The sequence below is a fragment of the Corynebacterium sp. TAE3-ERU12 genome, assembly GCF_019209905.1.
Lineage (GTDB): Bacteria > Actinomycetota > Actinomycetes > Mycobacteriales > Mycobacteriaceae > Corynebacterium.
Genome location: NZ_JAHUTM010000003.1, coordinates 68216 through 94813, shown reverse-complemented (window position 1 = coordinate 94813; position 26598 = coordinate 68216). Strand labels below are relative to the sequence as shown.

Here is a 26598-nt window from a genome sequence, read left to right as displayed (position 1 = left end):
GAGGACCCGTTGAGCGGATACACCGCAGGTACAACCACGGTGCACACCACGATCGCCGATATCGGTAGGGTCACCCGAGCCCTGCGCGCTACCGGCCGTCCGGTGGTGTTGGTACCAACTATGGGCGCATTGCACGAGGGTCACCTCGAGCTGGTGCGGGCGGCCCAGCAGTTGCCGCGTGCTGTTGTTGTGGTCAGTATTTTCGTTAATCCTTTGCAGTTCGGTGAGAACGAGGATTTCGACGCCTACCCACGCACGCTTGATGATGATGTCGCCAAGCTTGAGCGCGTCGGCGCGGAATTGGTCTTTGCCCCCACCGCCCGCGAGGTCTATCCCAATGGTTTCCGCACCACGGTTTCTGCTGGTCCGCTGGCCGAGGAGTTGGAAGGCGCCACCCGCCCGGGCCATTTCGATGGTGCGTTGACTGTGGTGAATAAGTTGTTCCACATCACCAACTGTTCGGATGCTGTTTTTGGTGAGAAGGACTACCAGCAGCTGGTGTTAATGCAGCAGATGGTCACGGACCTCAATATGCCGGTGCAGTTGCATTCGGTGCCGGTGATTCGCGAGCGCGATGGCCTGGCTATGAGTTCGCGCAACCGGTACTTGTCGGAGGATGAGCGCGAGTTGGCGATTACTCTGTCAGCGGCGCTGACCGCCGGCGCTCACGTCGGCATGCAGGGTGCTGATGCGGTGCTTGATACTGCTCGTGCGGTGCTTGCGGCCCGCCCTGAGGTTGAGGTTGATTATCTTGAGCTGCGCGATGGCACTCTGGGCCCGTTGACGAAGGACAGTATGGAGGCCCGCCTGCTGGTGGCTGCCCGGGTGGGTTCGACCAGGCTGATCGATAATGTCGGGGTAGTGCTTGCCGACGCTGTGGCCCAGGCGGATCGAGAGATCGCGGAGGCGGCGCTGCATGCGGCAGGCCTGGACGATAAGCCGCTTACCGACGCTGAACTGGCCGAATTGCAGCGGTTGCGGGACAAAGTGCGTGAAGTGCGTGCGCAGCGGGAAAGCAAGGAGGGGGAGTGACGATGTACCGCACGATGTTGAAGTCCAAGATTCACCGCGCGACGGTGACGCAGGCTGACCTGCACTATGTGGGGTCCTGCACGATCGATGCGGATCTTATGGAAGCCGCGGACCTGCTCGAGGGCGAGGCGGTGGACATTGTCGATATCGATAATGGCAACCGGCTGACTACTTACTGCATCACTGGTGAGCGTGGCAGCGGGATTATTTCGATTAATGGTGCTGCGGCGCGACTTATCAGCCCCGGTGATCTGGTCATCATTATTGGTTATGGCCAGATGGAGGACGCCGAAGCACGTGCCTACAAGCCGCGGGTGATTTTCGTTGATGAGAATAACCGCATCCTGGAGCAGGGTGCGGACCCGGCTGATGTGCCGGAGGGCTCCGGCCTGTGGAATCCGCGTACCCCTGAGTAGGGGATGGGTTTTGTAGCTAGAACTGTCGTCATTTGTGGCGATATCACCTCTCATTCATCCGGACGTAACCCGGACCTGACTGGAGGGCAAGGTTAGCGCCTTAGCTTGAGGTGCGTTCCGCGTGGGAACTGCCCACCCTGCCCACCGGTTCGCCTAAACCAGTCCGAAAACTGAATGAGGTGTGTTGTGGTCCAGATCCGCCAAAACCTGCTGAGTAATCCCTTCGCCTCCTCGCGAAGCTCCCTGACCTGTACCTATAAGTGCGGCAACGCCTGCCGGGATGATGCCCCCAATGAGTACGCCGATAATGCTTATTTCGGCGATATCGCCCGCCGTGCCTTCTCCCGCCGCCAGGCCCTGAAAGCCACCGGTGTTGCCACCGTTGCCGTTGGTGGCGCCAGCCTGCTGGCCGCCTGCTCTGATGAGACCAGTGCGGGCGCGGCCGGCACCAGCACCTCCGAGGAAACCTCCGCCAAGAATGCGGCCAAGGACTCCGGGCAGTCCCCGGAGGGCATGCGTTTTACCCCGGTGGAGCCCAATGAAAAAGATGAGGTCGTCATCCCCGAGGGCTATGACCAGAATGTCCTTATTGCCTGGGGTGACCCGGTTGTCGATGGCGCCCCGGAATTCGATTTCGATAAGCAGACCCCGGAGGCGCAGAAAAAACAGTTCGGCTTCAATAATGACTTCGCCGGCATTGTCGAGGCCGAGGACGGCACCAAGCTGTACTGCTGTTCGCATGAGTACACCACCGAGCCGATGATGTTCGCCAACTGGTCCGTGGCCGACACCACCAAGGACCAGGTCGATATCGGCCTGGCTGCCCACGGCCATACCGTCATCGCTGTTGAGGAAGACGACAAGGGCCTGCTCACGACCAAGAAGGATAAACGCAACCGCCGTATCACCGGTTTTACTGAGTTTGCGGTCACCGGCCCGGCCGCTGGCCATGAGCTGCTGCAGACCTCTGCGGACCCTTCCGGCACGAAGGTCATCGGCACCTTCAATAACTGCTCCGGCGGCATCACCCCGTGGGGGACCATGCTCTCCGGTGAGGAAAATGTTGACCAGTACTTCGCTGGCGTCGACAAGCTCGACGATAAGGACACCGTCGACAAGCTTGCCCGCTACTCACTGAAGAACGAGGAGTCCGACCGCGGCTGGGAGAAGTACTACGACCGCTTCGACGTCTCCGAGGAACCCAACGAGCCCAACCGTTTCTACTGGGTTGTGGAGATCGACCCCTCGGACCCGAACTCCACCCCGGTCAAGCACACCGCCCTGGGGCGCTTTAAGCATGAGGCCGGCCAGGTGCATGTCCTCGATGACGGCACCGTGGTCTGCTATATGGGCGATGACGAGCGCTTCGAGTACATCTACAAGTTCGTGTCTTCCCGCAAGTACAAGGAAGGCGACCTCAAGCACAATATGGGCATTCTCGACGAGGGCACCCTCTACGTCGCCAAGTTCGATGGCAATTCCCCCGAGTCTGAGATTGACGGCTCCGGTGAGCTGCCTGATGACGGCAAGTTCGACGGCACTATCGAGTGGGTGCCGCTGATGACCGCGAAGGCCGACGGTTCGGCCGAGTCCCATGTTGATGGCATGGACGGTGCTGAGGTGTGCATCTACGCCCGCCTGGCCGGCGATAAGGTCGGTGCGACCCGCATGGACCGCCCGGAGGATATTGAGCCCAACCCGGTCACCGGCAAGGTCTACGCGGCCCTGACGAACAATAAGTACCGCGGCATGGCCGGCAAGGAAGACGGCACTGATGGTGCTGGCCGCGAATACGAGGGTGTGACCGAGGTCGCCCCCATCGAGGAGAATAAGAACGGCCTCGTGCTTGAGATGGACGATGATCACGCCGGCACGAAGGGCACCTGGAACCTGCTGCTGGTGTGTGGTGACCCCGAGGAGGCCTACACCTACTTCGGTGGCTTCGATAAGAAGCAGGTCTCCCCGATTTCCTGCCCGGACAACCTTGCCTTCGACGAGCACGGCAACCTGTGGATTTCTACCGACGGCAATAAGGTCTCCGGCAATGACGGCCTCTACGCCGTCGCCCTCGATGGTGACCGCCGTGGTGAGACCAAGTGCTTCCTCACTGTCCCGGTCGGTGCGGAAACCTGTGGCCCTGTGGTGGACCCGAACCGGGTGATGGTGAACGTGCAGCACCCCGGCGAGGGCGATGAGGCCACCGTCGAAAATCCGCTGTCCCATTGGCCCGATGGCGGTAAGGCCCAGCCGCGCCCGGCGGTGGTGCAGGTGGTCCGTGCGGACGGTACGAACATCGGCGTCTAGCGCGAGCACACCAGCGCGTGGGTTACGCTGTTGGCCGTGACTGACGCGAAGAACCCCACCAGCCCCCAGGACGATCTGCCGGAGCAGCTCCGGATCCGCCGTGAAAAGCGGGACCGGTTGTTGGACTCCGGCACCGACGCGTACCCCGTGGAGGTCCCTCGGACGCACACTCTTGCTGAGGTGCGCCAGGGCTGGGGGCACCTCGAATCCGGGGAAGAAACCGAGGATCGGGTCACCGTCGTCGGCCGCGTGATCTTTGTGCGCAATACCGGCAAGCTGTGCTTCGCCACCCTCCAAGAGGGTGATGGCACCCAGCTGCAGGCGATGTTGTCGCTGAAGGAGATCGGCGCGGACCGCCTGGCTGCGTGGAAGGCCGACGTGGACCTCGGTGATTTCGTCATCGTGTCCGGCCGGGTGATTTCCTCGCGCCGCGGTGAGCTTTCCGTCATGGCCACCGAGTGGACTATGGCCTCGAAGTCGCTGCGTCCACTGCCGGTGGCACATAAGGAGATGAGCGAGGATTCCCGAATCCGGCACCGCTACACCGACCTGATTATGCGCCCGGCGGCCCGCGAGAACGCCCTGACCCGCATCAAGGTCATCCGGGAGCTGCGCAACGCCCTGGAGCGACGCGGTTTCCTCGAGGTCGAAACCCCGATGCTGCAGACCCTGCACGGCGGCGCTGCGGCTCGCCCCTTCGTCACCCACTCCAATGCGCTGGATATTGACCTGTTCTTGCGGATCGCCCCGGAGCTGTACCTGAAGCGTTGTGTGGTCGGCGGCCTGGAGCGGGTTTTCGAGATCAACCGCAACTTCCGTAACGAAGGCATTGACTCCTCGCATAGCCCCGAGTTCGCGATGCTGGAGTACTACCAGGCCTATGCCACCTACGATGATTCCGCCCGCGATGTGCGCGAGATCATCCAAGAAGTCTGCACCAACGTTTTCGGTTCCACCACGGTCACGCTTGCCGACGGCACCGAATACGATTTCGGCGGCGAGTGGCGGCAGATGCAGATGTACCCCTCGCTCAACGAGGCGCTGCAGCGTAAGTTCCCCGGCCAGCCTGAGGTGACCACTTCCTCTACCGTCGCAGAGCTTAAGCAGCTTGCCGACGTGATTGGCTTGGACGTGCCCGCCAAGGGCGGCTGGGGCCACGGCAAACTGGTCGAAGAGATCTGGGAATTGCTGTGTGAAGACCAGCTTGACGGCCCCGTTTTTGTCCGCGACTTCCCCGTGGAGACTTCCCCGCTAACCCGCCAGCACCGCAGCGCGGAGGGGGTTACCGAGAAGTGGGACCTCTACGTGCGTGGTTTCGAGTTGGCCACCGGCTACTCCGAGCTTGTGGACCCGGTGATCCAGCGGGATCGTTTCGAGGATCAGGCCCGTCTTGCCGCCGGCGGCGATGATGAGGCGATGGTGCTTGATGAGGACTTCCTGCACGCCATGGAACAGGGCATGCCGCCGACCACTGGTGTGGGCATGGGCATTGACCGGCTGCTGATGGCGCTGACTGGTTTGGGTATCCGCGAGACGGTGCTGTTCCCGATTGTGAAGCCCGAACGCGACTCTTAGGCCTCCGGCCCGGGCTGGCAGCTGGGGCACCACCAGATGATGCGCTCCAGCTCATCTGTGCTGCCGCCCTGGTCCACGCCACCTAGGGCACCTTTGCGGATCTGGGTGCCGCAGCGCCGGCAGGGCCGGTGATTGCGGCCGAAGACATACGTGGTCTGCCCCGGCCGGTTGACCCCGGTGAACACCCGCTGCCGCGCATTGCGGTTAGCCCACATCACTTTCCTGGTCAGATCCAGGATCTGGTCGATATTGCACTCGGCTACTGCGGTGGCCGGGTGCACCCCAGCAAGAAAACAGATCTCCGCCCGGTATTCATTGCCGACGCCTGCGAGATTGCTCTGGTCCACCAGTGCGGTGCCGACGGGCCGGTCCGGCTTGGCCATAAGACGCTGCCGAGCCACCGGGCGGCCTGCCTCCGGCCACTCCGGCGCCAGTACGTCTGGGCCTAGATAACCCATCTGCTGCCCGAATTGGCTGAGTGGGAATACCCGCACCAGGCCCAGGTTATGGCCGACAACCTCAATGGGGTGGGCCCGTTCCGGGGCGCTGAGCGTCAACACCACCCGGGCGGTATGCCCGGGTTTGCGCCACCGGGTGCCTTTATCGTGGACCGCCCACGAACCCTCCATTTTGAGATGGGTGTGCAGCACATTCTGCCCGCACAGCATGAATAAGTGCTTCCCCAACGCCCAGACCCGAGTACACCTCGAGCCCGCCAGATTCACTGTGGCGTAGCGCGGCACCCGCAATGAGCAGGACAACACCTCCCGGCCGACCATGAACTGCAGCCGGGACGATAGTTGGTGGACTGTATCTCCTTCAGGCATCGGTTAAGCCCGCCTCGCGCTGCCAGGGCTGCCAATGCGTACGCCCTTGGGGGTGATGCCGGCCCCGGCGGCCTGAAAATCACCGGCAAGTGGGGAGCTCAGTGCGGCAACACCATTGATTTTCGCTACTGTCACCGGGGAGAGCCGCCGGTGTTCCACCGCAGTAGCCAAGGCGGTGTAGACCATCGCCACTACGTCACGCGTTGTTGCCGGCAGTTCCTCGTCCCGCACCGTCACATTGCGGCCACCCCGGGTAATAAACGCCGCGAGCAGGCCGTCGATAAGCACCACCAAGGCCCCGGCAGCGCGACTGCAGCGGGTACCCGGTGTCGCAGGCCACGCCAGGGCCGCACCATAGGGGTTGGCTGGGTCGGCGGCGGCCAGCACCACCACATCGGGGTGCGCTGCACCAGAAGGCCACCCGGCGAGATCGGGACTATCGGCTACCGCACGCAACCGGTCGACCACCGCCGGTGTGGAAAACTGGGCCGCCCCCAGGCCGTCGATAATATAGCCACGCATCGCCCTACCAGTATCTTCGAACTCTGACAGCACCTTATAGGCCAAGGCGAACCCACCCAGCACATCCTCGGCCTGCACACTGCCCCGAGTCACCACGCCATACCGATCCAGCCACGCCTCACCCAGTGCCACCGAGCGAGTAGTGACCTCATCGGTGGGGCGCACCGTACGGGACCACCGGCCCACCATGTCCGGTGGTGTCGCCGGCCGCCCCAACCCGCCCCCGGCCCCAGCATGGGCCTGGGCGAAACTACTGCGCCCCATCCGCAACCGGGACCGACGAGGCCGCCGCTTCGCCCGATGCGCGGCACCAGCCGACGACGAACCCGCCAACCGGGCCCGAATCGGGGCGAAACCATCCGGGGAGACCAGGCCCGCCTCAGTGAGATCCCATAAGGCCGCGGCAACCGCGGCGGCGTCGGCGCCAACGTCGGCAAGCAATTCGGGGAAGTAGAAACCCCCACCCCGCTCGAGGATCGCCAACAGGTTGTGGTGCAGCTCAGTCAGGCCATCAGTCAGCGGCTCAGGCACCAACTGGGCGGCATAATCACTGGGCAACAGCATGATCCACGGGTCGCGGGCCCCAGCCGAACCCACCCCCACCACCGTTATGTCACCAGCGGCAGTCAACTCATCAAGAAATGCCGGGGAATAATCAGCCACACGGGACGGCAAAATAAGCGACTCCCACGCAGAGGCAGGCAACCGCACCCCCGCCAACTGCTCAAGGGCAATAAAAGTGCCATCCGCACCGCGCAGCTGCGGGCGCCCACCCACCGGGGCGATGCCATGCCACTGCGGCAAAAAACGGCCAAAAGCTGCGCCACTCACCGGCTCCGCCTGGGCCCGGGCCTGCGCCAAAGACCGGGACCGAATCATCCGCAGCACATCCCCAGCGCAATACTCCACGGCCTCCACACCAGGCCGGAAATGCCCCTCCACCAGGTGCTTATCGCCTACTGCGGCGCGAACCGCGCTGTGCGCAACCGATGTCGCCAAACCGAAACTATCCGCCAGATCCGCCACCGTGAACGGGCCCCGAGTCCGGGCGAAACGATGCGTCAACTGCCCAAGCGCATCCGGTACCGGCTCCGGCGCAGCAACCACCCCCGGCGGCACCGGAACCCCCAACGCGTCCCGCAGCACCGCAGCGTCGGTAGCCGCAGCTACGTGCTCGACACCAGCAAACCGCACCCGCATCACCCGCGACCCCAACTGGGCAACGGCCGTATCCACCGGGTCCGGGAAAGAACAATGCTGCGCCACCTGCCCCACCGGTATCGGGCCAATAAGACGCAATACATCAGCTAATTCCTCGGCATTACGGGCCTGCCGATCAGGCGCGGTGCGCTGCAATTGGGCATGTACCTGCGTGATGACATCACCGTCGATAAGCTCACGCAGCTCCACGGTGCCCAATAACTTCGCCAGCAGCGCCGGGTCCAGGGCCAATGCTGCGGCGCGTTTTTCCGCCAGCGGCGAATCCCCCTCGTACATGAACGCGCCGGTGTAGCTGAACAGCAAAGACGAGGCAAAAGGCGACGGCGACTCCACCGTCACCTCCGCGATCCGCACCTGGTGGGCACGCAACTGGGTACACAACTGCTGCAAAGCCGGCAGGTCATAGACGTCGTGTAAACACTCCCGCACCGTTTCCAGGATCACCGGGAACGACGGGTACTGCCGGGCCACATCAAGTAACTGGGCAGACCGCTGGCGTTGCTGCCACAACGGCGCCCGACGGCCCGGATTGCGCCGCGGCAATAACAACGCCCGGGCGGCGCATTCGCGGAAACGAGAAGCAAAGAGTGCCGAATTGCCCACCTGCTCGGCCACCACGTCAGCGATCTCGTCGGCGTCGAAGAGGAATAATTCCGCGCCCGGCTCCGTCGCAGACTCCGGCAGCCGCAACACAATGCCATCATCACCGGCAACGGGCTGGGCCGAGATACCAGTGTGCTCAGAAATCCGGGCCCCCACAGCCAACGCCCACGCAGCATTCACCCCACGCCCATAAGGGGAATGCAACACAATCCGCCAGTCGCCGAGCTCATCTTTAAACCGCTCCACCAGCAAAGTGCGCTCATCCGGGACCACCCCGGTGGCCGCTGCCTGGTCAGCGATGAATGCCACGAGATTGTCCCGGGCGAGCTCATCAAGCCCGATACCGTCGAGCCGCGCCGGGTCAGCAGCAACCTCGCGTCGCAACGCACCCAGCGCCACGCCCAACTCCGCGGGCCGCCCCACGGAATCACCTGACCAGAACGGCAACCGCCCCGTGTGCCCCGGTGCTGGGGTGACCAGCACCTGATCCCGGGTGATGTCTGCGATCTGCCAACTTGATGCGCCCAGGGTGAAAATATCGCCCACCCGGGATTCGTACACCATCTCCTCATCGAGCTCACCGACGCGGCGCGGGGCAGACCCTTCTGATCCAGTACCGGCCAGGAATACCCCGAACATGCCGCGGTCGGGAATTGTGCCGCCGGAGGTCACCGCCACCCGCTGCGCGCCGGGCCGGGCCGACAGCATCCCCGAGACTCGGTCGTAGACAATGCGGGGTGTGAGCTCGGCGAAATCCGTTGACGGGTACACCCCGGCGGCGAGGTCAATCACCGCGTCGAATACATCGCGCGACAGTGTGGCGTACGGGTAGGCGCGACGCACCACCGAAAACCATTCATCAACATGAATATCGCCGGCGGCAGTGGCGGCAATAGTCTGCTGCACCAGGACGTCGAGCGCATTTTTCGGAACCCGCAGTTGCTCAATCTGCCCGGTGCGCATCCGCTCTACAGTCACCGCGGTCTGCACCAGATCGCTGCGGTGCTTTGGGTAGAACGAGCCCCGCGACACCGCCCCGACGGTGTGGCCCGCGCGACCGACACGCTGCACACCAGAAGCCACCGACGGTGGGGCCTCTACCTGGATCACCAGGTCCACTGCCCCCATATCGATACCGAGTTCCAGGGATGAGGTGGCCACCACACATTTGAGCACCCCGGATTTCAGTTGTGCCTCAATGTCGGTGCGCTCGTCTTTGCTGACTGAGCCGTGGTGGGCCCGGGCGATGACTGGGGTGGCCTGGCCCGCAATATCGGTGGCTTTCATCAGTTGGGCTGGTGGGCGCCGGGTGGTGGGGGAGAGCGCCTCCGGGTCGTGGTGGGTGGCCCAGATTTCGTTGAGCCGGCTGGTGAGTCGTTCTGCGGTGCGCCGGGAGTTGACGAATAACAACGTCGAGCCGGCGCCCATGACCTCGTCGTACAGTTGTTCTTCAATAAAAGGCCAGATGGAGCCTTGAGTTGGGCGTGCCGACGTTGGCAGCGCACCGGGCTCGTCGACAGTAGCGTCCGGTGCGGGGGTGCTTGCCGACGGCGCGGCGGCGATGTCGGACATATCGGCTACTGGCACATGCACATCGAGTTGCCATTTTTTCTGCGCCGGTGGCGCGATGATGGTGACTTCCCGGTCGCCACCAAGGAATTGCGCAACCGTGTCAAGTGGGCGCACTGTCGCGGAAAGACCGATGCGTTGGGTCTGCCCGGTGGTGTTGATATGCGCTAGGCGTTCCAAGGACAGGGCCAGGTGGACGCCGCGTTTGGTGCCAGCTAGGGCATGGATTTCGTCGATAATGACGGTATCGACGTCGGTGAGAATCGACTGTGCCTTCGAGGTGAGCATCAGGTACAGCGATTCCGGGGTGGTGATGAGAATATCCGGCGGGTTTTTCAGCTGCCGGCTGCGTTCACGAGGCGTCGTATCACCAGAGCGCACCCCGACGCTTATTTGTGGATGGTGGGCGCCTAGTCGGGCGGCGGTGGCGGCGATGCCGGTAAGTGGGGCGCGGAGATTGTTTTCAACGTCGGCACCGAGCGCTTTCAGCGGGGATATGTAGAGCACCCGCACGCCGTGTGACTGGCGGCGGTCGTCGGGGTTGCACAGGGAGTTCAGTGCCCACAGGAAAGCTGCGAGGGTTTTGCCGGAGCCTGTTGGGGCAACCACAAGGGCATGAGCGCCGCCGGAAATAGCGCTCCAGGCTTGTTGTTGCACCTCGGTGGGCTGGGCGAAGACATCGCTGAACCACGCCGACACTTCGGGGCGGAAACGGTCCAGCACGCTATCAGCCATGCACTCCATCCAAGCAAATGTTCGCCCACCCCGGGGTGGGGTAGGCGAACATGAGGTGGCGTCGCGGCCGGTTTTAGGCGGCGGTTTTGCCGCGTTTAGTGCGCGTGTAGATACGCAGTGCGACGAAGAGGACGACGAAGATAACACCGTCGACGAAGGCCATCACCGCTGAGGTGGGGCCGTTGAATAGGTAAGCGGTCCAGAATCCGATCTGGGACCCGGCCAGGGCGATCACCAAGGCGAGCACCACCATCTGGCGCACGGTTTTGGCGAACAGCATCGCGGTGGCGGCGGGCACAATCATCAAAGCGACGATGAGGATGGAGCCGGCCACGCGGAATGCTGCAACGACGGTGAGGGAGACCAGCACCATCACGACCTGGTTGAGCATGGCCACCGGGATACCGGTGAGGCGAGCGAAATCCGGGTCGAAAATAGCCGCCGACAATGGCCTGCGCAGCAGGAACATCAGTCCGCCGGAGATCAGGCCGACGACGATGAGGGTGTACGCGTAGGACGGGCCGAGGTCGTACCCACCGATGATGAGCCGGTTAAAGGCGGTGATATTGAGATCGCCGACGAGCACGGTGTGCTCGGAAAGGTGCGAAGTGCGGAAGTTCGCGCTCAGCAGGATGACACCGATGGCGAACAGGGGCGGGAAAACCAGGCCGGTGGCCGCATCACCGGCGAGCAAACCGGTGTCACGCAGCCATTGGGTGCCAGCGACCACAATGATGCCGGCGATAGTCGCACCAACCAGCAATAGGGGGGAGTCGACGGCACCGATAATCATGGCTGCGATAACAATGCCGGGAAGCACAGCGTGGCTGATCGCGTCGGTGATCATGGCCTGGCGTTGCAGCACGACGATGATGCCCGGCAGGGCCGCCACAATGGAGCTCACACCGGCTAGGAAGGCAACAGCGATAGCGAAACTCATGCGACGGTCACTTTCCCTTCCTGGTCCTGGGTGCGGCTCGATTTCCGGCTGCGAAATGCGCGGGAGATGAGTCCACGGCGGGGTGCGAAGATGATTGAGAAGAACACAATGATGCTCAGCACCAACACGATGGCTGGGCCGGTGGGGACATTGCCGAGTGTGACCGCCGCCCAGGAACCAACCACACCGCCGACGGCGCCAAAAACGCCAGCTAGCGGCATCATCGTGACCAAAGATTTCGTCCACTGGCGAGCAGCAGCGGCCGGGAAGATAGAGAACGCGAGGATGAGGATAAGGCCGACGGCCTTAATCCCCAGCACCACTGAGATCACAATCAACGCCATCTGCACCAGAGACAGTGCGTTGACCGTACGCGGGTTCATGGAGACCTTCGCTAGTACTGGGTCAAAAAGCACCATCGAAAACTGTCGATGCAGCACAATCGCGCCGATCAACACCACAGCACTGACAGCGGCGAGGATTTTGTTGTCAGCATTCGTCATTGTCGACGCATTACCGAACATCAGCTCAGCAATGCCGCCCTTATTGGGCAGCGAGGACTGCTTGATGATGTGCAGCAGCGTCATGCCGCCACCGAAGAAGAGTGCCAGGGCTACTGCCATCGACGAGTCGTCGCTGACGCGGGAAACCCCGGCCACCCAGTTGGTCAGGGCCACTGCCAGCACACCGGAAACCAGCGCGCCAATAATGATGGCCCCCATGGAGCGGCCATCGACAGCTAGTGCGGCGGCAATGAGGAAAGCCCCCATCACACCGGCGACCGCGCTGTGGCCCACCACGTCGGCAAGCATGGACTGACGCCGCAGGTACAGGTGGCAGCCCAGCACACCGGCAGAAAGACCGATGACGGAGGTGCCGATAACAGTGCGTCGGTACGTGAACTCCGAAATGAACTCAAGAAGCGTCATTCGAGCCGCCCAGATCCGCGAGTCCGAGTCCGAATGCCTTGCCCACCAGTTCCGGCGTAAACGCCTGCTCAACCGGCCCGTTAGCAACGACGCTGCGGTTGACCAGGGTGACGTGCGAGCAAATTTCGCGCACCGTGCCAAGGTCATGGTGAACCAGGATGATGGTGGCGCCGGTGTCGGCAAGCTTTTTCAGCTCGCGCTGAATCACCTTGCCGGACACGACGTCAACACCGGCGAAAGGCTCATCAAGCAGGTAGAAATCCGGCTTCTGAGCCAAAACTCGAGCCAGGAAAGTGCGCTTGAGCTGTCCACCGGAAAGTTCCGAGATCTGGTGATTCCGGTGGTCGGTGAGGCCCATCCGTTCGATGGCCTCGGCGATAGCTTGGTGCTCTTCCTTGCCTGGGCGTTTAAACCAGCCCAGGTTCGGGAAAACACCCATGCGAACAACGCCTTCCACCGTGATGGGGTAATCCAGGTCGATCTTGGCCGTCTGCGGCATGTGCGCAATACGGCTGCGTGACTCCTTCAGCGGCTTGTCGAAGAACGTGACCGTGCCGCTGCTGCGGGGGATAAGTCCCAGAGCAGCATTGAGGAGTGTCGATTTGCCGGCACCGTTGGGGCCGAGCAGGCCCATCACAGAGCCAACGGGAACATCGACATCGATATTTTCCAGGATTGGTGGACCGCCGTAGGAGACGGTCATATCACGGATGGAAAGCGCTGAATTCACTAGGAGAGTGCCTTAGAGATCGCGTCGGCGTTGTGCTTGAGAACGCCGATGTAGGTGTTTACAGGGGGTTCGGAGCCGAGGGTGTCGGCGTAGAGCTCGTCGTCGGAGATCTTGACCTTCCAGCCCTTAGCCTCCACGGCTTCCTGCAGGGACTTGATGGCCTGCGGGTTCTTCAGGTTGTCCTGGAAGATAGCCGGGATCTTGTTCTCGGCGATGAACTCGGCCAGTTCGTTGATCTCAGCAGAGGTCTTCTCAGATTCGGAGGTCACGAAGTCCGTGGCCAGAATCTCGAGGTTGTATTCCTTGCCGAGGTAGTTGAAGGCATCGTGGCCGGTGACCAGGATGCGGCGGTCGTCAGGAATGCTGGACAGCTTCTCTTCGACGTAGGCGTCAGCTTCCTCGACTTCCTTGGTGTACTTCTCGACGTTCTTGGCGTACTTGTCTGCGTTGTCCGGATCGATTTCCTCGAGCTTGTCGCCAATCTGGTTGACAACCTGGATCCAGTTATTCGGGGAGTTCCAGATGTGCGGGTCGTGGAGCTGGTTGCCTTCGGCATCCACATCGTCCCAAGGCAGTAGCAGATCCTCGGCGAGGCTATCGCCGACGTTGATCTGACGGTCGCCCTGCTGCTCCAGCTCGTCGAGCATCTGGGCCTCGAGGTGCAGGCCATTCCAGACCACCAGGTCGGCCTGCTGGATGAGTTCCATGTCCTTCGAGGTCGGCTGGTAGGTATGCGGGTCGCCGCCGGGGCCAACCATGACGGTGATATCGGCATCCGGGTCGATGTTCTTCACTGCGTCGCCGAGGTAGCCGGTGGTGGCGAAGATGGTCAGATTGTCTGACTTCTCGCCGGAGGCAGCAGAGTTGTTGCCATCTTCATCGACAGAGCAAGCGGACAGGCCGAAGGCCAGCGCAGTGGCGGCGGTAACGGCGCCTATGCGGCGGAACGTGGTGTTCAGCACGGGTTTCCTTTCAACAAGAGGGTGTTCTCTGATTGCGATCAGGGCATGCAGCGAACGCCATTGTTCGTACGTACGCAAATCTTAGACGGCGCTCGCCTAATTCCCATATTAACCGAAACGGTTTTTATTAAGCCTTAGTTAGGCGTATTGGGGTGACCATCACATTTTCGTTCACTTGTGAGTCATATCGGCGTCGTACGGAGGACAAATGTCCCTCGTACGTTGCCGATATGCCGAATCCCCAACTGACCCGCCGCGCTGTACTCACTGCGACCGCGACAACTGTGGCAGCCGCAACGATTGCCACCACAATCCCCGCCGCCGCCACCGAACGCCCCTTCCTCGGAACAGGGTGGAAAAAGGGGCTTGTCGTCACCGATCTTGAGGTCACTACGGTCACGCCGACATCAATCACATTTAATTGGGCCACCTATAACGGCCCACATTCCGCCTATGGCCCCTTAGCTCCTACCGTGCCCACCGACTCGCAGGTGCGCATCGCTCGCGCTGATGAACCCTTTGATCGCGCAGCGGTGTACTACGACCCCACCTCGGTGGGTTTTCATCTCGTCACCGTCGATGGCTTGGAGCCAGATACTGAGTACCGATTCGAGTGCAGTTCTGCAGGAATAGTCGCGCAACCAGGCCTTATTACTACAGCGTCGCCGGGTACCCCAGAGGCAACCGGGCTGGTACGCACACTGAGCCAACCCGCAGGTGAGTACGTCACCTCGATCGCGATTGTGAACGATACCCATATCGGCGAAGCCGCCCACGGCCTTATTATTGGCGATTTTCCGCCCGCCATTGTCCAGGCCGAGGGGCTGCCGCCATATCCGAGCCTGATGCTCCAGGGGTGCTTGAGTGAGATCGCTGACCGTGCTGTGTGGCCTGTTTTCGTTAACGGGGATTGCACTTCTGAAGCGCGGCCGGCAGAGTGCCAGCACTTCTTCGATCTGATGTCTACCTACGGCGAGTACGGCGTGGACTGGTATGTCACTCGCGGCAACCATGACCGCCCGCATACCCCGATGAGGATCCCCATGCCGGGTATGAGCACTATCCGGTGCTTGCGGGAACTGCCGATCATCGTGACCCGTGGGGTGAGATGTTTATTCCCCGCCAGCACATGTGGGTCACCGACGTCGGCACGCTGCGTGTTATTGGCCTGGATAGCACCAAACTTGATGCCTCCGGTGGGGAGCTTGCCGACGCTCAACTCGCCGCGCTGGAAGCGGAGCTGCGTACGCACCCGGGGCGGCCGACGATAGTGCTGGCGCACCACCCGGTGACTGCGCAAGCGGCATTTAATAACGCCGCTGGCCCGGCTTTTACCCTCGATCTTGGAGACTCCGCGAAGTTGCAGCGTGTGCTCGATGACGCACCGGGGGTGTTTCTCATGGTTGCTGGGCACACGCACCGGTGTAAGCGCACTGGCGGTGATGCGGCGACAACGGTGGACTTTGTGGAGACCGCGGCCTGTAAGGACTACCCGGGTGGGTACACCTTGGTGCATCTTTATACCGGTGGTTACCAAGTCAACTTTTACCGTGTTGACAAGCAAGAATGCTTGGAATGGGCGGCGCGGGCGAGGTGGGCCTCGTTCGGTTTTCAGCCAGAGCTGACGCTCGGTTCCTTATCGGATCGCAGTTATGTTGTGCCGTGTGATCTGTCTGCATTGGGATAGGGGAAGGGCCCGCGTGAACCTCATTTTTGTGGCGTTGCCCCCTATTCGAGCGTTGAGGTGACACGTGTCACTGTATGTGTTTATGGTTATTAGGAAAACAGTTCTTACGTGAAAGGCCATGATTCCATGAGCGACACGACCAATCGCGACGATTCGACAGTCGGGCGCAACCTCCCCAAGCGCGACATCGTCGGCGCCGCGATGCGGTTCCTCACCAACCTCACTGGTTCGGACTTCTCGAACCGCCACGATCTGCAGGACAAGATCGACCGGGTTGTTTATGAGTCCACCAAGTCCGGTTTCAAGACTCTGGGTGCAGCGAACCGTCAGTTCAAGAAGGTGAAGGGTTCCGGCAAGCCGGAGCGGCCCGCTGAAGAAGCGCAGGCAGCCTTCGAGGAAAAGCAGAAGACGCTGTTCAGCCTGAAGCCCACCGAGGATCAGGAAATGATCGTCGCCACGGTGAAGGAATTCGCCGATTCCCGTCTGCGCGAGGTTGCGCACGACTGCGACGAGAAGGCCGCACCGCCGGAGAACCTTGCCGCCGAGGCCGCCGAGCTCGGCGTGACCATGATCAATGTGCCGGAGGCCTTCGACGGTATCGCCACCGGTGCCGACGTCACCACCAATGCGCTGGTCGCTGAGGCTCTCGCCTACGGCGACATGGGCCTGGCAGTTGCCACGATGGCCCCGGCCGGTGTTGCCGCTGTGCTCACCGCACATGGCACCGACTCTCAGCAGAAGACCTACCTGCCGGCCTTCGCTGGTGAAGACGTCCCGCCGGCCGCTGTGGCACTGTCCGAGCCGCGGCCGCTGTTCAACGTGATGAACCCGGAGACCACCGCCACCCGCGAGGGCGAAGAACTGGTCCTCAATGGCACCAAGTCCCTGGTTCCCAACGCTGGCGCAGCTGAGCTGTTCGTAGTGGGCGTGTCCCTCGACGGCAAGCCCGCCCTGGTCATCGTGGAATCCGACACCGAGGGCCTGCACGTGGAGGCCGACCCCTCCATGGGTCTGCGCGGTGCCGCCATGGGCCGTTTGGTCCTGGAAGATGTGCGCATCTCCGCCGATAACATCATCGGCCAGGAAGACACTGAAGACGCCTACCGCGATGTTGTGCGTCGCTCCCGCCTCGGCTGGGCCGCTCTTGCGTGCGGTACCGGCCAGGCCGTGCTCGACTACGTCATTCCCTACGTCAACGAGCGCCAGGCCTTCGGCGAGCCGATTTCGCACCGCCAGGCAGTGGCCTTCATGGTCGCCGATATCAAGATCGAACTCGATGGCCTGCGCATGATCATGCTGCGCGGCGCCTCCCGTGCCGATCAGGGTAAGAACTTCGCCCGCGAGGCCGGTTTGGCCAAGCGCACCGCCGCTGAAAAGGGCATGAAGATCGGCTCCGATGGTGTCCAGCTGCTCGGTGGCCACGGCTACACCAAGGAGCACCCGGTGGAGCGTTGGTACCGCGATATGCGCGCCATCGCTGTTGCCGAAGGCATCATCGTTCTATAACCCGCCACGACTCACAGAGGACTAAAAACCAATGATTAACCTCGAACTTCCCAAGTTCCTCAAGGCGGGCTCGAACCAGGCTCATCAGGCCGCGGCCGAGATTTTCCGCCCGATTTCCCGCAAGTACGACAAGGCTGAGCACGCATACCCGCGCGAGCTCGACACTCTCGCCTCGATGATGGAAGGCATGGCCGACGGCGGCAAGGCTTTCTCCGGCGCCAAGGGCGGCCGTGGCGACGAGAAGAAGCAAGAAAAGGGCATTCGCAACGGCGGCAATATGGCTTCGTTGCTCAATGTCATCGAGACGTGCTGGGGCGACGTCGCTATGACGCTGTCGATGCCGTACCAGGGTCTGGGTAACTCCGCTATCGCTGCTGTTGCCACCGATGAGCAGCTCGAGCAGTTCGGTAAGACCTGGGCTGCGATGGCCATCACCGAGCCCGGCTTCGGTTCCGACTCCTCGGCTGTGTCCACCACCGCCAAGCTCGATGGTGACGAGTACGTCATCAACGGTGAGAAGATCTTCGTCACCGCCGGTGACCGTGCTGACTCCGTCGTCGTGTGGGCCACCCTGGATAAGTCCAAGGGCCGCGCCGCCATCAAGTCCTTCGTTGTTCAGAAGGGCACCCCAGGCTTCGAGGTCACCCGCCTCGAGCACAAGCTCGGCATTAAGGCCTCCGACACCGCCGTGCTGACCTTCACTGACTGCCGCGTCCCGAAGGAGAACCTGCTTGGTTCTCCCGAGATCGACGTGAAGAAGTCCTTCGCAGGCGCCATGGCGACCTTCGACAACACTCGCCCGCTGGTTGCCGGCATGGCCATCGGCTGTGCCCGCGCCGCCCTGGAAGAGCTGCGCCGCATCCTGGAAGAAGCCGGCATCGAGATCGATTACGATGCCCCGACCTACAACCAGCCGGCCGCTGCCGCGGAGTACATCCGCCTCGAATCCGAGTGGGAAGCCGCATACCTGCTGGCTCTGCGTGCCGCGTGGATGGCCGACAATAAGATGCCGAATACCTTGGAGGCTTCCGCCTGTAAGGCAAAGGCCGGTCGCGCCGCCACCGACATCACCCTCAAGGCTGTGGAACTCACCGGTACCTACGGTTACTCCGAGCGCAACCTGCTTGAGAAGTGGTCTCGCGACTCGAAGATTCTCGACATCTTCGAAGGCACCCAGCAGATTCAGCAGCTGGTTGTTGCCCGCCGCACCCTGGGCCTGTCCTCTAAGGAACTGAAGTAATACTTCGCAGGCCTTAATAAACGCCGTCGCGCCCAGCAATGGGCACGGCGGCGTTTTAGTATGAGGACGCAACGAAGCAGGTTTCCTCGCATATTGGTACTGAACGAAAAGACCGAATGAGTACGGTGCACCCATGAATGAGCTTGAAGAGTCCCTGCGGGAGTGCTGGGAGTGGGTCAATGCGCGCATCCCTGCCTCGGTGTCGCGCGAGTGGGCATTGAGTTCTCTCGAAGACGGTGATTACGATGGCGCGATCGATTGGCTGCTGAATTTCGGTAGCCAGCAAGGGATGGTCCCTGATGAGGTTTTCGACCAGCTTGAACAATGGCACCTGTGGGGCCTCGACTCCGAGATTCTGGCTTATATTCGCAGCATCAACGCCGAGAACCGTGAAAAGAATAAGTAGGCCATCTGGTTGACCCGTGCCGGGTTCGATTCCCGGCGTGGCCACGACACCCCGCTAATCATCCCTGGTGGATGGGGCGGGGTGTCGTTCGTCGGAGGCAGCCTTCCGGAGAAGGCGGCGGTGTCTTATTTCAGGCGCTCATCCCTGGTTATCTGCCGGTGAATGGGCCCAGTTGCCGCTAGCGCAATCACCATCAGAACCACACCAGCTGCGCTGATTCCCGCGATATAGGGGATATCGAACAGCGGCTCTAAATCAAGTTCTTCTGATACGAGGACGGCAATACCAGTTACATCAGCCAGGACCTGACCAAGGACGAGGCACAGCAGGATCGAGCCCACCAGTGGGCCAAGTGCCTCAATCCATGTCACAACGCGCAGTTTTGCGTCTGCCACGCCCATCCGCAGCATGGCCCTGGTTTCATTGGCTCGCTCAAACTCGGCGGAGGCCTGATTCACCATCGTCGAGATAGCCGCCAGAGTGAAACTAAAACCAATGGTGAATAACAGCCCGACGCGTACGTCCGGCAGCAGGGCTTCAGCCACGGATTGATGGGTGTCATTTCCTAGATCAGTAGCGGAGATAGGCATCTGCCCAAGGAATGAAGCGATAAGAACCATGAAGGACAGCACCGCAATCCGCCGCCAGGTCGGTTTCGGACTTGCTGCGACCCGCCGGGAGGCCCAGGAAATAGACATACCCGAGACTCGAGCCAGAAGTCGTGCCAGCAGCTGCAGAATCCGCGGCATGATGAGGTCCACGGTGGCGATAGAAATCACGATGATCAGGGCACTAATAGCAATCTGGTGCAGCTTGCTGGTCTCGGCGCCGTAGTTACGGGCCAGTATTTCTGCCACCACCAACAGGGCCAGCATGATGAGCGCTGATCCCCACCGCAAGGCCAATGGCGGTTCCCGGCGGGCCACCCCCAGCGGTGAGATCTGCACCCGAATAAGCCCAATGACCGTCGCTAAAGCTGTGACCAACAGGATTGCGCCGGCAACAGCGATAAACCCCCACCACGGCATAAGCATTTCTGCATAGCGCACCCGCATTGTCTGAAATGTCAATTGTTGAAACAGCGGCAGTAACGCCAGTGTGAGCACACCACTGGCAAAAATCCCCAGAACCGCCTGCGCAATAACCTCGAGGAAACCTAGCGTCGAAACTTCTCGACGGGTCATACCCAGCAGACGCAGAATAGCCAGGCGCTGCTCCCGAGACCGCGCACCAAGCAGCGTCGCCGAGGTAGCCAAATGCACCACCGGGAAGACCAGAAGAGCACATGCCAGTAAGGCGAGGACGAAATACGACTCGATTACTGGTTTAAATGTCGGGTCCTCAGCCAGTACCTCTGCGACGATTCCAGTGGGATGTTCGGAGCGGTGATAAAACATCCACGTACCAGAAGCAACGATATTGGCAATGGTTGCGGCGACCGCGAAGGCCGCAATGGACATCGCTGCAAGAACGCGATCGCCGGTGCGTGCTTGCCACCGTGCGGCAGCGAGATGGCCCGCCAGGCGGCTCAACCCTTTAGGCCGGGGAAGTTCCCGGATGGACGTAGCGGTATTGCTCATCGAGCTTCACCCCTGGTCGACCCGACAGGGCGATCGGCGTGAATACGGCCGTCCCGGATTTCCAGAAGCCGATTGCACCATGATGCGACGTTGACATCGTGTGTGACCATCACCAGCGCCATATTGTGCATCCGCACCATGGATGTCAGCAGCTGCATTACCTCGTGCCCGGTGGACTGGTCCAAAGCCCCGGTGGGCTCGTCTGCGAATACAATCTTGGGCCGCCCGACAATGGCACGCGCTACCGCCACTCGTTGCGCCTGGCCGCCGGACATCGCCCCGGGCAACTTATGTGCCTGAGCCTCAAGCCCTAACTGGGCCAGCGTCTCCTCAGCCCGCGAAAGTGCTTTACCAGCGGCGACGCCGGTCAACCGGAGGGGTAAAGCGACGTTTTCCCGTGCGGGTAACTCCGGCAAAAGCTGGCCATCCTGGAACACGAAACCGAAATGGTTTAGCCGCAACCGCGAGCGGTGCGCGTCGGAAAGCTCAGTCAGACGCACCCCGTCGACCACAATCTCGCCATCAGTGGGGGCCAGCACACCGGAAAGACAGTGCAATAACGTGGACTTTCCCGAACCGGACGGCCCCATGACAGCAACGGTTTCGCCCGGCTGGATACTCAGGTCGATGCCGCGTAAGGCATGCTCAGCTCCGAAAATCTTGGTAAGGCCAGTGGCCTTCAGTAGTGATTCGCTCATGGCTTCTACTTCAGTCCGTGTGGGCTGATTAATCGATGGGGCCCAGTCTAGTTTTCGAGGTAGGGCCAGCCCTACCCCCGGACAGTGGCGGCTCTCTAGGATGAGCCACGTGAACGCTAGTGCTGACCGTGCTCCCAACCCCCGCAGACAGCGCCTGCTGTCCATGCTGTCGTGGGGCCAGCGGCGTGCACAGCGCACGGAATCGGTGGAAGCATATGAGGCCGAGATCGCCCGGCTCATTGACTCGCGCCGGGCCATTGTTGCTGCTTATGAGGTAGAACGCCGACGGATCGAACGTGATCTGCACGATGGTGCCCAGCAGTATTTGGTGGCCGCCTCAGTGCAACTCGGTGAAGCCCGTTTAGAGGCCCCAGCCGATCATCGGGAACTGCTGGGGCTGCTGGACCAAGCCCACTGCAGTATCGAGTGTGCGTTGACGGCGCTGCGTCGCACCGTACGGGGCATTCACCCGCAGTTATTGTCCGAAGCCGGGTTGGTCGCCGCCTTAGAGGATGCAGTCACCCATTCCACAAGTGATGTGACACTGACCTGCCCCAACGAAATTCCACACCTGCCGGAGGGGGTTGCCGCATGTGCGTATTTCTTGGTCATGGAGTGTCTGACCAATGCCGCCAAGCACGCCCCCGAGGCCTCAATTAGTGTGCTTGTCACCGTGAGTGAGGATTTGCGGATTTCGATTGTCGACACCGGCCCTGGTGGAGCCCGGGTTATTCCCGGCGGCGGTCTCGCCGGAATGCGTGAACGATTGGCGGCCTTCGGCGGCACATTGGATGTCTCCTCACCAGCGGGCGGTCCGACGCAAATTATCGCTAGGGTGCCCTTGCTGCTCTACCGCGGTGAATCATCGGTGGTCCTGCCGTCGTCGCACACACCTGCACCAGGGGAGAAATAACCATGACGCGCCCTGCTGCCACACCAGCCGACCAGGCTGATTCGGTACGGGTATTGCTTGCCGACGATTCGGGCTTATTGCGTGAATCCTTAGCCGCGATGCTCGCCCGACGGGGATTTACCGTGGTGGGGCAGTGTGCTGACGCTGATGAGCTCCCTCGCGTTGTTGAGGAGCTTGTTGCCGCCGGGAACGCCCCTGAGGTGATCATCACTGATGTACGGATGCCGCCGGAGATGACTGATGACGGGCTGCGCGCCGCCGCGGATATCCGGGCTGCCTATCCCCAGATTGGGATTGTGGTGTGTTCGCAATATGTCGCTGCTGCTTATGCCCGCCGAGTGCTTGAGTTATCTCAACCGGCCGGTTCGGTCGGCGGGACGGGGTATGTCCTCAAGGACAATGTGGGCCACGTCGCTGATTTCATCCGTACGGTGCGTGCTGTGGCTGCTGGGGCGGTGGTGATTGATCCGGAGGTCGCCGGGGCGATGAGTCGGACCGCTCCCGGGATTACTGGGCTGACCCCGCGTGAAACTGAGGTGCTTGAGGCAATGTCGCGGGGCCTGGCGAATTCGGAGATAGCCGCAGAGCTGTTCATTTCGGAGGCTGCCGTCGGCAAGCATATTGCCGCGATTTTGATGAAGCTCAACTTGCCGCCGGAGATCCCCAATCGCAGAGTGAAGGCCATTTTGGCGTATCTGGCTGATTCTGCGGGCTAAGCCCTGGGGTGATGGAGCACCTGCCCAGATAGCGACTACCGGTAACGCTGTGTTCGCCGGGCATTCATACTCGTTTTGGCGACATTAAACCCAGCACAACCGCCCCGTAGCCCGCGTAACTTACCGTCAGCCTCATGATCGAGATGAGCACCCGGGCATTACGTTCCATCGCCAACCTTGCAGCCGGTGGGGTTGTCTTGGCCCGTTCCTCCAGCACGGTGTCTAAACTGCGCCGCCCCGAGGCTGTGCCCGAGGCCCTGGATATTCATTTCGGCGCCGCAGGTCCGGCAGTCACAGCCGCTGACCTGGAGGTTCCAACCCTTACCGATACTCGAGTCGCATTCACGTGGACCACGTATGCCTCTGAGGTCCGCACTCCCTACGGGCCGGCTCGGCCCACTGCGGCCGTCGGTGAGACTGTTTTGCTTGGCCCTGTCGACGGCCCGATGCAGGTTGTGCACCATGACGACACCCCACGTGGTGTCCACCACGTCATTATCGATGGCCTCGAACCGGGCCGAGAATACCGCTTCGAGTGCTGGTCAGGCGCACTGCGGGCGGCTCCGTCGCTGGTGGCTACCCGGCGTGTAGATAGCCCGGAGCTCACGGGCCGGTTCCGCACCCAGACCACCCCGCAGGGCCGTTTTATCGGCACCGTTGCCATCACGAATGACACCCATATCGGCAAGCCCTTTCACAGCCCGGGGTTACGCGAGCCCGACGGCCAGCGGCCTTTTGCACAGATGCAGCTGGAAGAGCTCATTGCTGATGTGAAGAAGCGCGATATCGACGCAATCGTGGTCAATGGCGACTGCACGGACGGTAATACACCTGAGCAGGTTGAAACCTTCCGCCGCATTATGAACGGTGCTGGTCAGCTCAATAAGGACTGGTTCGCGGTACGCGGAAACCACGATAATTTCCTCCCCGGGCATCCCCCGCCGAAGCGCCGCCGGGAGGTTGACGTGCCGGATAACTACGGCGCCCATTTCACCCCGCGCCAGCAGCACTGGTCAGCGCAGTTCAAGGGCCTGCGGATGCTGGGTATTGATACCGCAACTGTGCGCCATAACGGCGGCTATATCTCGCGGGCGCAGATGGACGCGATCCGCACTGAGGTGCACTCCGACCCGGATCGGCCCACCATCGTGTTCGGCCACCACCCCATGACCACCTGCGCGGCATCCAGCAACCTGGGTGGGGCCGAATTCATCGTGCCGAAGGAGGAGTCGCTAGAACTGCAACGCATCCTCGCCGACGCCCCCGGGGTGATGTCGATGTTCGCCGGGCATACCCACCGCAGCCGCCGGGGGCGAGCTGATATCGGCGGCGTCGATTACTGCGAACGCGCTGCCTCTCTGGGCTACCCCGGCGGCTACAGCCTGGTTGATGTGTACGAAGGCGGGTATATGGTCAGTTTCCACCGCACTCCGGGACGTGAGTCCGTGGACTGGTCCGCGCAGACCCGCTGGTCACTGTGGGGAATCGAGGCGGAATATATGCTCGGTGCCCTCGGCGACCGCAACTACGTCGTCACGCAAGACCTGTCCGGATTGGGCTAGTTGTCCGCACCGGGCTTCGGCAACATGCGGGGCACGACCTTGCCCACAGCATTACGCGGAAGCTCGTCGAGGAAAATGGTTTCGCGCGGGACGTTGAAGCGAGTCAGCTGCTCCTTGACGAAGGAACGAATCGTCTCGTGGTCCAGTGCCTCGCCGGCCTCATCATTGGTGCGCACCACGTAGGCCACAAGGGCCTGGCCGAATTTGTCGTCGGGGGCCCCGACCACAGCGCACTCACGGATACCTTCGAGTTCAGATAGGACATCCTCGGTCTCACGGGGGAACACATTTTCGCCGCCGGAGACGATCATGTCGTCCTCACGGCCGGAGACGTAGAGCAGCCCCTCATCGTCGATATAGCCGAGGTCGCCGGTGCACACCATGCCCTCGATGATGTCCTTATCGGCACCAGGCCGAGTGTAGCCCTCGTAGAGCATGTTGTTGCCGATAAAAATGCGGCCAACAGTGCCGTCGGGGACTTCATTGCCCTCGTCATCTCGGATGGAGAGGCGGGTACCCAACGGGGCTTTGCCGGCAGTGGTCGGCTGCTTGGCCAGCTCTTCTGGGGTGGCGATGGTCGCCCAGGAGACCTCGGTGGAGCCGTACTGGTTGTACAGCACCGGGCCGAAACGCTCCAGGGTTTCTTCGACGATGCGCTGCGGGATAGCCGAACCGCACGAAGCGATGACGCGCAGCCAACCGGCGTCGATATCGCGGGACCGTGGGGTGGCCTCCAGCATGCGCTGCAGCATGGTCGGCACCACAAATAAGGTGTCGGGCTGGTGTGACTCAAGCATGCGCAGGCAGTCGATCGGGTCGAAGTGGCGGCGCAGCAAGATAGTGGAGCGCAGCCCCAGGCAGAGCTGCAGCGCACCGAAACCCCAGGTGTGGAAGAGCGGTGCGGCCAGGAATGCGAGGCGACGCTGGCGTAGCGGAATCTTAGAGATAATCGCCGACGCCGGCTGCCAGGAGCGTGCCTCCGGGCGGCGGGCGCCCTTGGGGGTGCCGGTGGTGCCGGAGGTCAGAATGATGACCCGGCCCCGGCGGGGTCGGGACTCTAGTTGTGCACCCGCGAAATCGGCTGGGGGAGCGGTGCGAATCATCTCCCGCATGGAGGTCCATCCCTCGCGTACGCAGGAGGTATCTTCGTAGTCTTCCAGCCAGGCGACTGCTACCGGGCACTGGTCAAAATCATCGGCGAGGATATGGGTGAACTCCTCGTCGATGAACAGGAAGTCAATCTTTTGCTCGCGGATGACGGCGTTGGTCTGCTGCGCAGAAGCGCCGGGGTTGAGTAGGACCAAGTCAGTGCCGAGGCGGCCGTGGGCGCATAGCGCCATGATGAAACCGCGGTGATTGCGGCACAGCACACCGATGCGGTCGCGAGGCCGGATATTGCCGTGGCGCAGGGCGCGGGCGAGCTGTGTGCTGCGCTCGTTGAGGCCGCTGTAGGTAATGGAGCCGCCGTCGTCGATGATCGCGGTGTGGTGGGGGTCGCGTGCGGCGGCGATACCGAGCAAACCCGAGGGCATGAAGTCCCAGCGGTAGATGGACTTCACGGTGTTACCGATTGCGGCGGGGCCCATCGTGCCGAGTACGCCGGAACTGGTGGCCGGGCCGAGGCCTCGGATTAAGTCTGCGGTGGTGCGAAAACGGTCGCGTAGGCGCGGTGCGGAGTGGTCGCTCATCGGGGCGTCCTTTTCGTTCGGTGAAGATACTTCGTAATAACTCTAGATGTGATCTGCATAACTTTTAAAGGTTTTGAAATAAAATCTGTAATGCACGTCACAAACAAAGCGATATAGCAGGGCGCATACACCGCCTTAAGGCAGTGTCAGGGCGCAGCGCTACATAGCGTTGTCATGCCCATTTCCCCAGCTGAAGCGCCTGCAGGCACAGGTATGTGGAGCGCCTCGGGGTGCACC

At 61.8% G+C, this 26598-nt stretch carries 20 protein-coding genes; 11 read left to right on the top strand and 9 right to left on the bottom strand.

What is annotated here, in order from left to right:
* The first annotated feature begins 9 nt into the window (after positions 1–9).
* The 4 genes from panC (at position 10) to lysS (ending at position 5327) form a co-directional block, all read left to right on the top strand.
* On the top strand, positions 10–1032 hold the full coding sequence (panC, locus tag KRX51_RS08390; RefSeq protein WP_218362692.1) for a pantoate--beta-alanine ligase: 1023 nt from the start codon (positions 10–12) through the stop codon (positions 1030–1032).
* Between the two features lie 2 nt (positions 1033–1034).
* Positions 1035–1448: an aspartate 1-decarboxylase gene (gene panD / locus KRX51_RS08385; protein ID WP_218362691.1), complete on the top strand. Its 414-nt coding sequence runs from the start codon at positions 1035–1037 to the stop codon at positions 1446–1448.
* Between the two features lie 174 nt (positions 1449–1622).
* On the top strand, positions 1623–3752 hold the full coding sequence (locus tag KRX51_RS08380; protein ID WP_218362690.1) for a PhoX family phosphatase: 2130 nt from the start codon (positions 1623–1625) through the stop codon (positions 3750–3752).
* Between the two features lie 36 nt (positions 3753–3788).
* Entirely contained in the window at positions 3789–5327 is a 1539-nt protein-coding gene (gene lysS, locus KRX51_RS08375; RefSeq protein ID WP_218362689.1) for a lysine--tRNA ligase, read from the top strand.
* On the opposite strand, the gene KRX51_RS08370 is transcribed toward lysS, so the two are convergent.
* The 6 genes from KRX51_RS08370 to KRX51_RS08345 all read right to left on the bottom strand — a co-directional run bounded on the left by KRX51_RS08370 (position 5324) and on the right by KRX51_RS08345 (position 14362).
* The gene (locus tag KRX51_RS08370) at positions 5324–6154 is read right to left on the bottom strand and encodes a DNA-formamidopyrimidine glycosylase family protein (RefSeq protein WP_218362688.1); all 831 of its coding nucleotides are present in this window, start codon (positions 6152–6154) and stop codon (positions 5324–5326) included. The genes lysS and KRX51_RS08370 overlap by 4 nt on opposite strands.
* A 3-nt stretch (positions 6155–6157) precedes the next feature.
* Positions 6158–10804: an ATP-dependent helicase gene (locus KRX51_RS08365; protein ID WP_218362687.1), complete on the bottom strand. Its 4647-nt coding sequence runs from the start codon at positions 10802–10804 to the stop codon at positions 6158–6160.
* 73 nt (positions 10805–10877) lie between these two features.
* A complete protein-coding gene (locus tag KRX51_RS08360; RefSeq protein WP_218362686.1) occupies positions 10878–11744 on the bottom strand; it encodes a metal ABC transporter permease in 867 nt (288 codons plus the stop codon).
* Positions 11741–12673 carry a metal ABC transporter permease gene (locus KRX51_RS08355; protein ID WP_218362685.1) on the bottom strand — a complete coding sequence of 311 codons (933 nt, stop codon included), beginning with the start codon at positions 12671–12673 and terminating at the stop codon, positions 11741–11743. The genes KRX51_RS08360 and KRX51_RS08355 overlap by 4 nt, the downstream gene beginning before the upstream one ends.
* A complete protein-coding gene (locus KRX51_RS08350; RefSeq protein ID WP_218362866.1) occupies positions 12660–13376 on the bottom strand; it encodes a metal ABC transporter ATP-binding protein in 717 nt (238 codons plus the stop codon). The genes KRX51_RS08355 and KRX51_RS08350 overlap by 14 nt, the downstream gene beginning before the upstream one ends.
* A 26-nt stretch (positions 13377–13402) precedes the next feature.
* On the bottom strand, positions 13403–14362 hold the full coding sequence (locus tag KRX51_RS08345) for a metal ABC transporter substrate-binding protein (protein WP_255549595.1): 960 nt from the start codon (positions 14360–14362) through the stop codon (positions 13403–13405).
* Positions 14363–15473: 1111 nt separating this feature from the next.
* Here KRX51_RS08345 and KRX51_RS08335 point away from each other — a divergent pair.
* From KRX51_RS08335 to KRX51_RS08320, 4 genes are all read left to right on the top strand, one after another.
* Positions 15474–16052: a metallophosphoesterase gene (locus KRX51_RS08335; protein ID WP_255549575.1), complete on the top strand. Its 579-nt coding sequence runs from the start codon at positions 15474–15476 to the stop codon at positions 16050–16052.
* Positions 16053–16178: 126 nt separating this feature from the next.
* Entirely contained in the window at positions 16179–17558 is a 1380-nt protein-coding gene (locus KRX51_RS08330; RefSeq protein ID WP_218362681.1) for an acyl-CoA dehydrogenase family protein, read from the top strand.
* A 31-nt stretch (positions 17559–17589) separates the two neighbouring features.
* Entirely contained in the window at positions 17590–18798 is a 1209-nt protein-coding gene (locus KRX51_RS08325) for an acyl-CoA dehydrogenase family protein (RefSeq protein WP_218362680.1), read from the top strand.
* A 133-nt stretch (positions 18799–18931) separates the two neighbouring features.
* Positions 18932–19204: a hypothetical protein gene (locus KRX51_RS08320; protein WP_218362679.1), complete on the top strand. Its 273-nt coding sequence runs from the start codon at positions 18932–18934 to the stop codon at positions 19202–19204.
* Positions 19205–19329: 125 nt separating this feature from the next.
* On the opposite strand, the gene KRX51_RS08315 is transcribed toward KRX51_RS08320, so the two are convergent.
* Together KRX51_RS08315 and KRX51_RS08310 are read right to left on the bottom strand one after the other, a co-directional pair.
* Positions 19330–20784: an FtsX-like permease family protein gene (locus KRX51_RS08315; RefSeq protein ID WP_218362678.1), complete on the bottom strand. Its 1455-nt coding sequence runs from the start codon at positions 20782–20784 to the stop codon at positions 19330–19332.
* Positions 20781–21482, bottom strand: a complete 702-nt coding sequence (locus tag KRX51_RS08310) for an ABC transporter ATP-binding protein (protein ID WP_218362677.1) — start codon at positions 21480–21482, stop codon at positions 20781–20783. The genes KRX51_RS08315 and KRX51_RS08310 overlap by 4 nt, the downstream gene beginning before the upstream one ends.
* 109 nt (positions 21483–21591) lie before the next feature.
* Between KRX51_RS08310 and KRX51_RS08305 the strand changes: the two genes are divergently transcribed.
* The 3 genes from KRX51_RS08305 (at position 21592) to KRX51_RS08295 (ending at position 24673) form a co-directional block, all read left to right on the top strand.
* Positions 21592–22395: a sensor histidine kinase gene (locus tag KRX51_RS08305; protein WP_370625078.1), complete on the top strand. Its 804-nt coding sequence runs from the start codon at positions 21592–21594 to the stop codon at positions 22393–22395.
* A gap of 2 nt (positions 22396–22397) precedes the next feature.
* Complete coding sequence (locus KRX51_RS08300; protein ID WP_218362676.1) at positions 22398–23111, top strand: response regulator transcription factor; 714 nt, start codon at positions 22398–22400, stop codon at positions 23109–23111.
* A 134-nt stretch (positions 23112–23245) separates the two neighbouring features.
* Positions 23246–24673, top strand: a complete 1428-nt coding sequence (locus KRX51_RS08295) for a metallophosphoesterase (RefSeq protein WP_218362675.1) — start codon at positions 23246–23248, stop codon at positions 24671–24673.
* Here the strand turns inward: KRX51_RS08295 and KRX51_RS08290 are convergent.
* The gene (locus KRX51_RS08290) at positions 24670–26361 is read right to left on the bottom strand and encodes an AMP-binding protein (RefSeq protein ID WP_255549574.1); all 1692 of its coding nucleotides are present in this window, start codon (positions 26359–26361) and stop codon (positions 24670–24672) included. The two genes, KRX51_RS08295 and KRX51_RS08290, sit on opposite strands and share 4 nt — an antisense overlap.
* Positions 26362–26598: the final 237 nt, after the last annotated feature.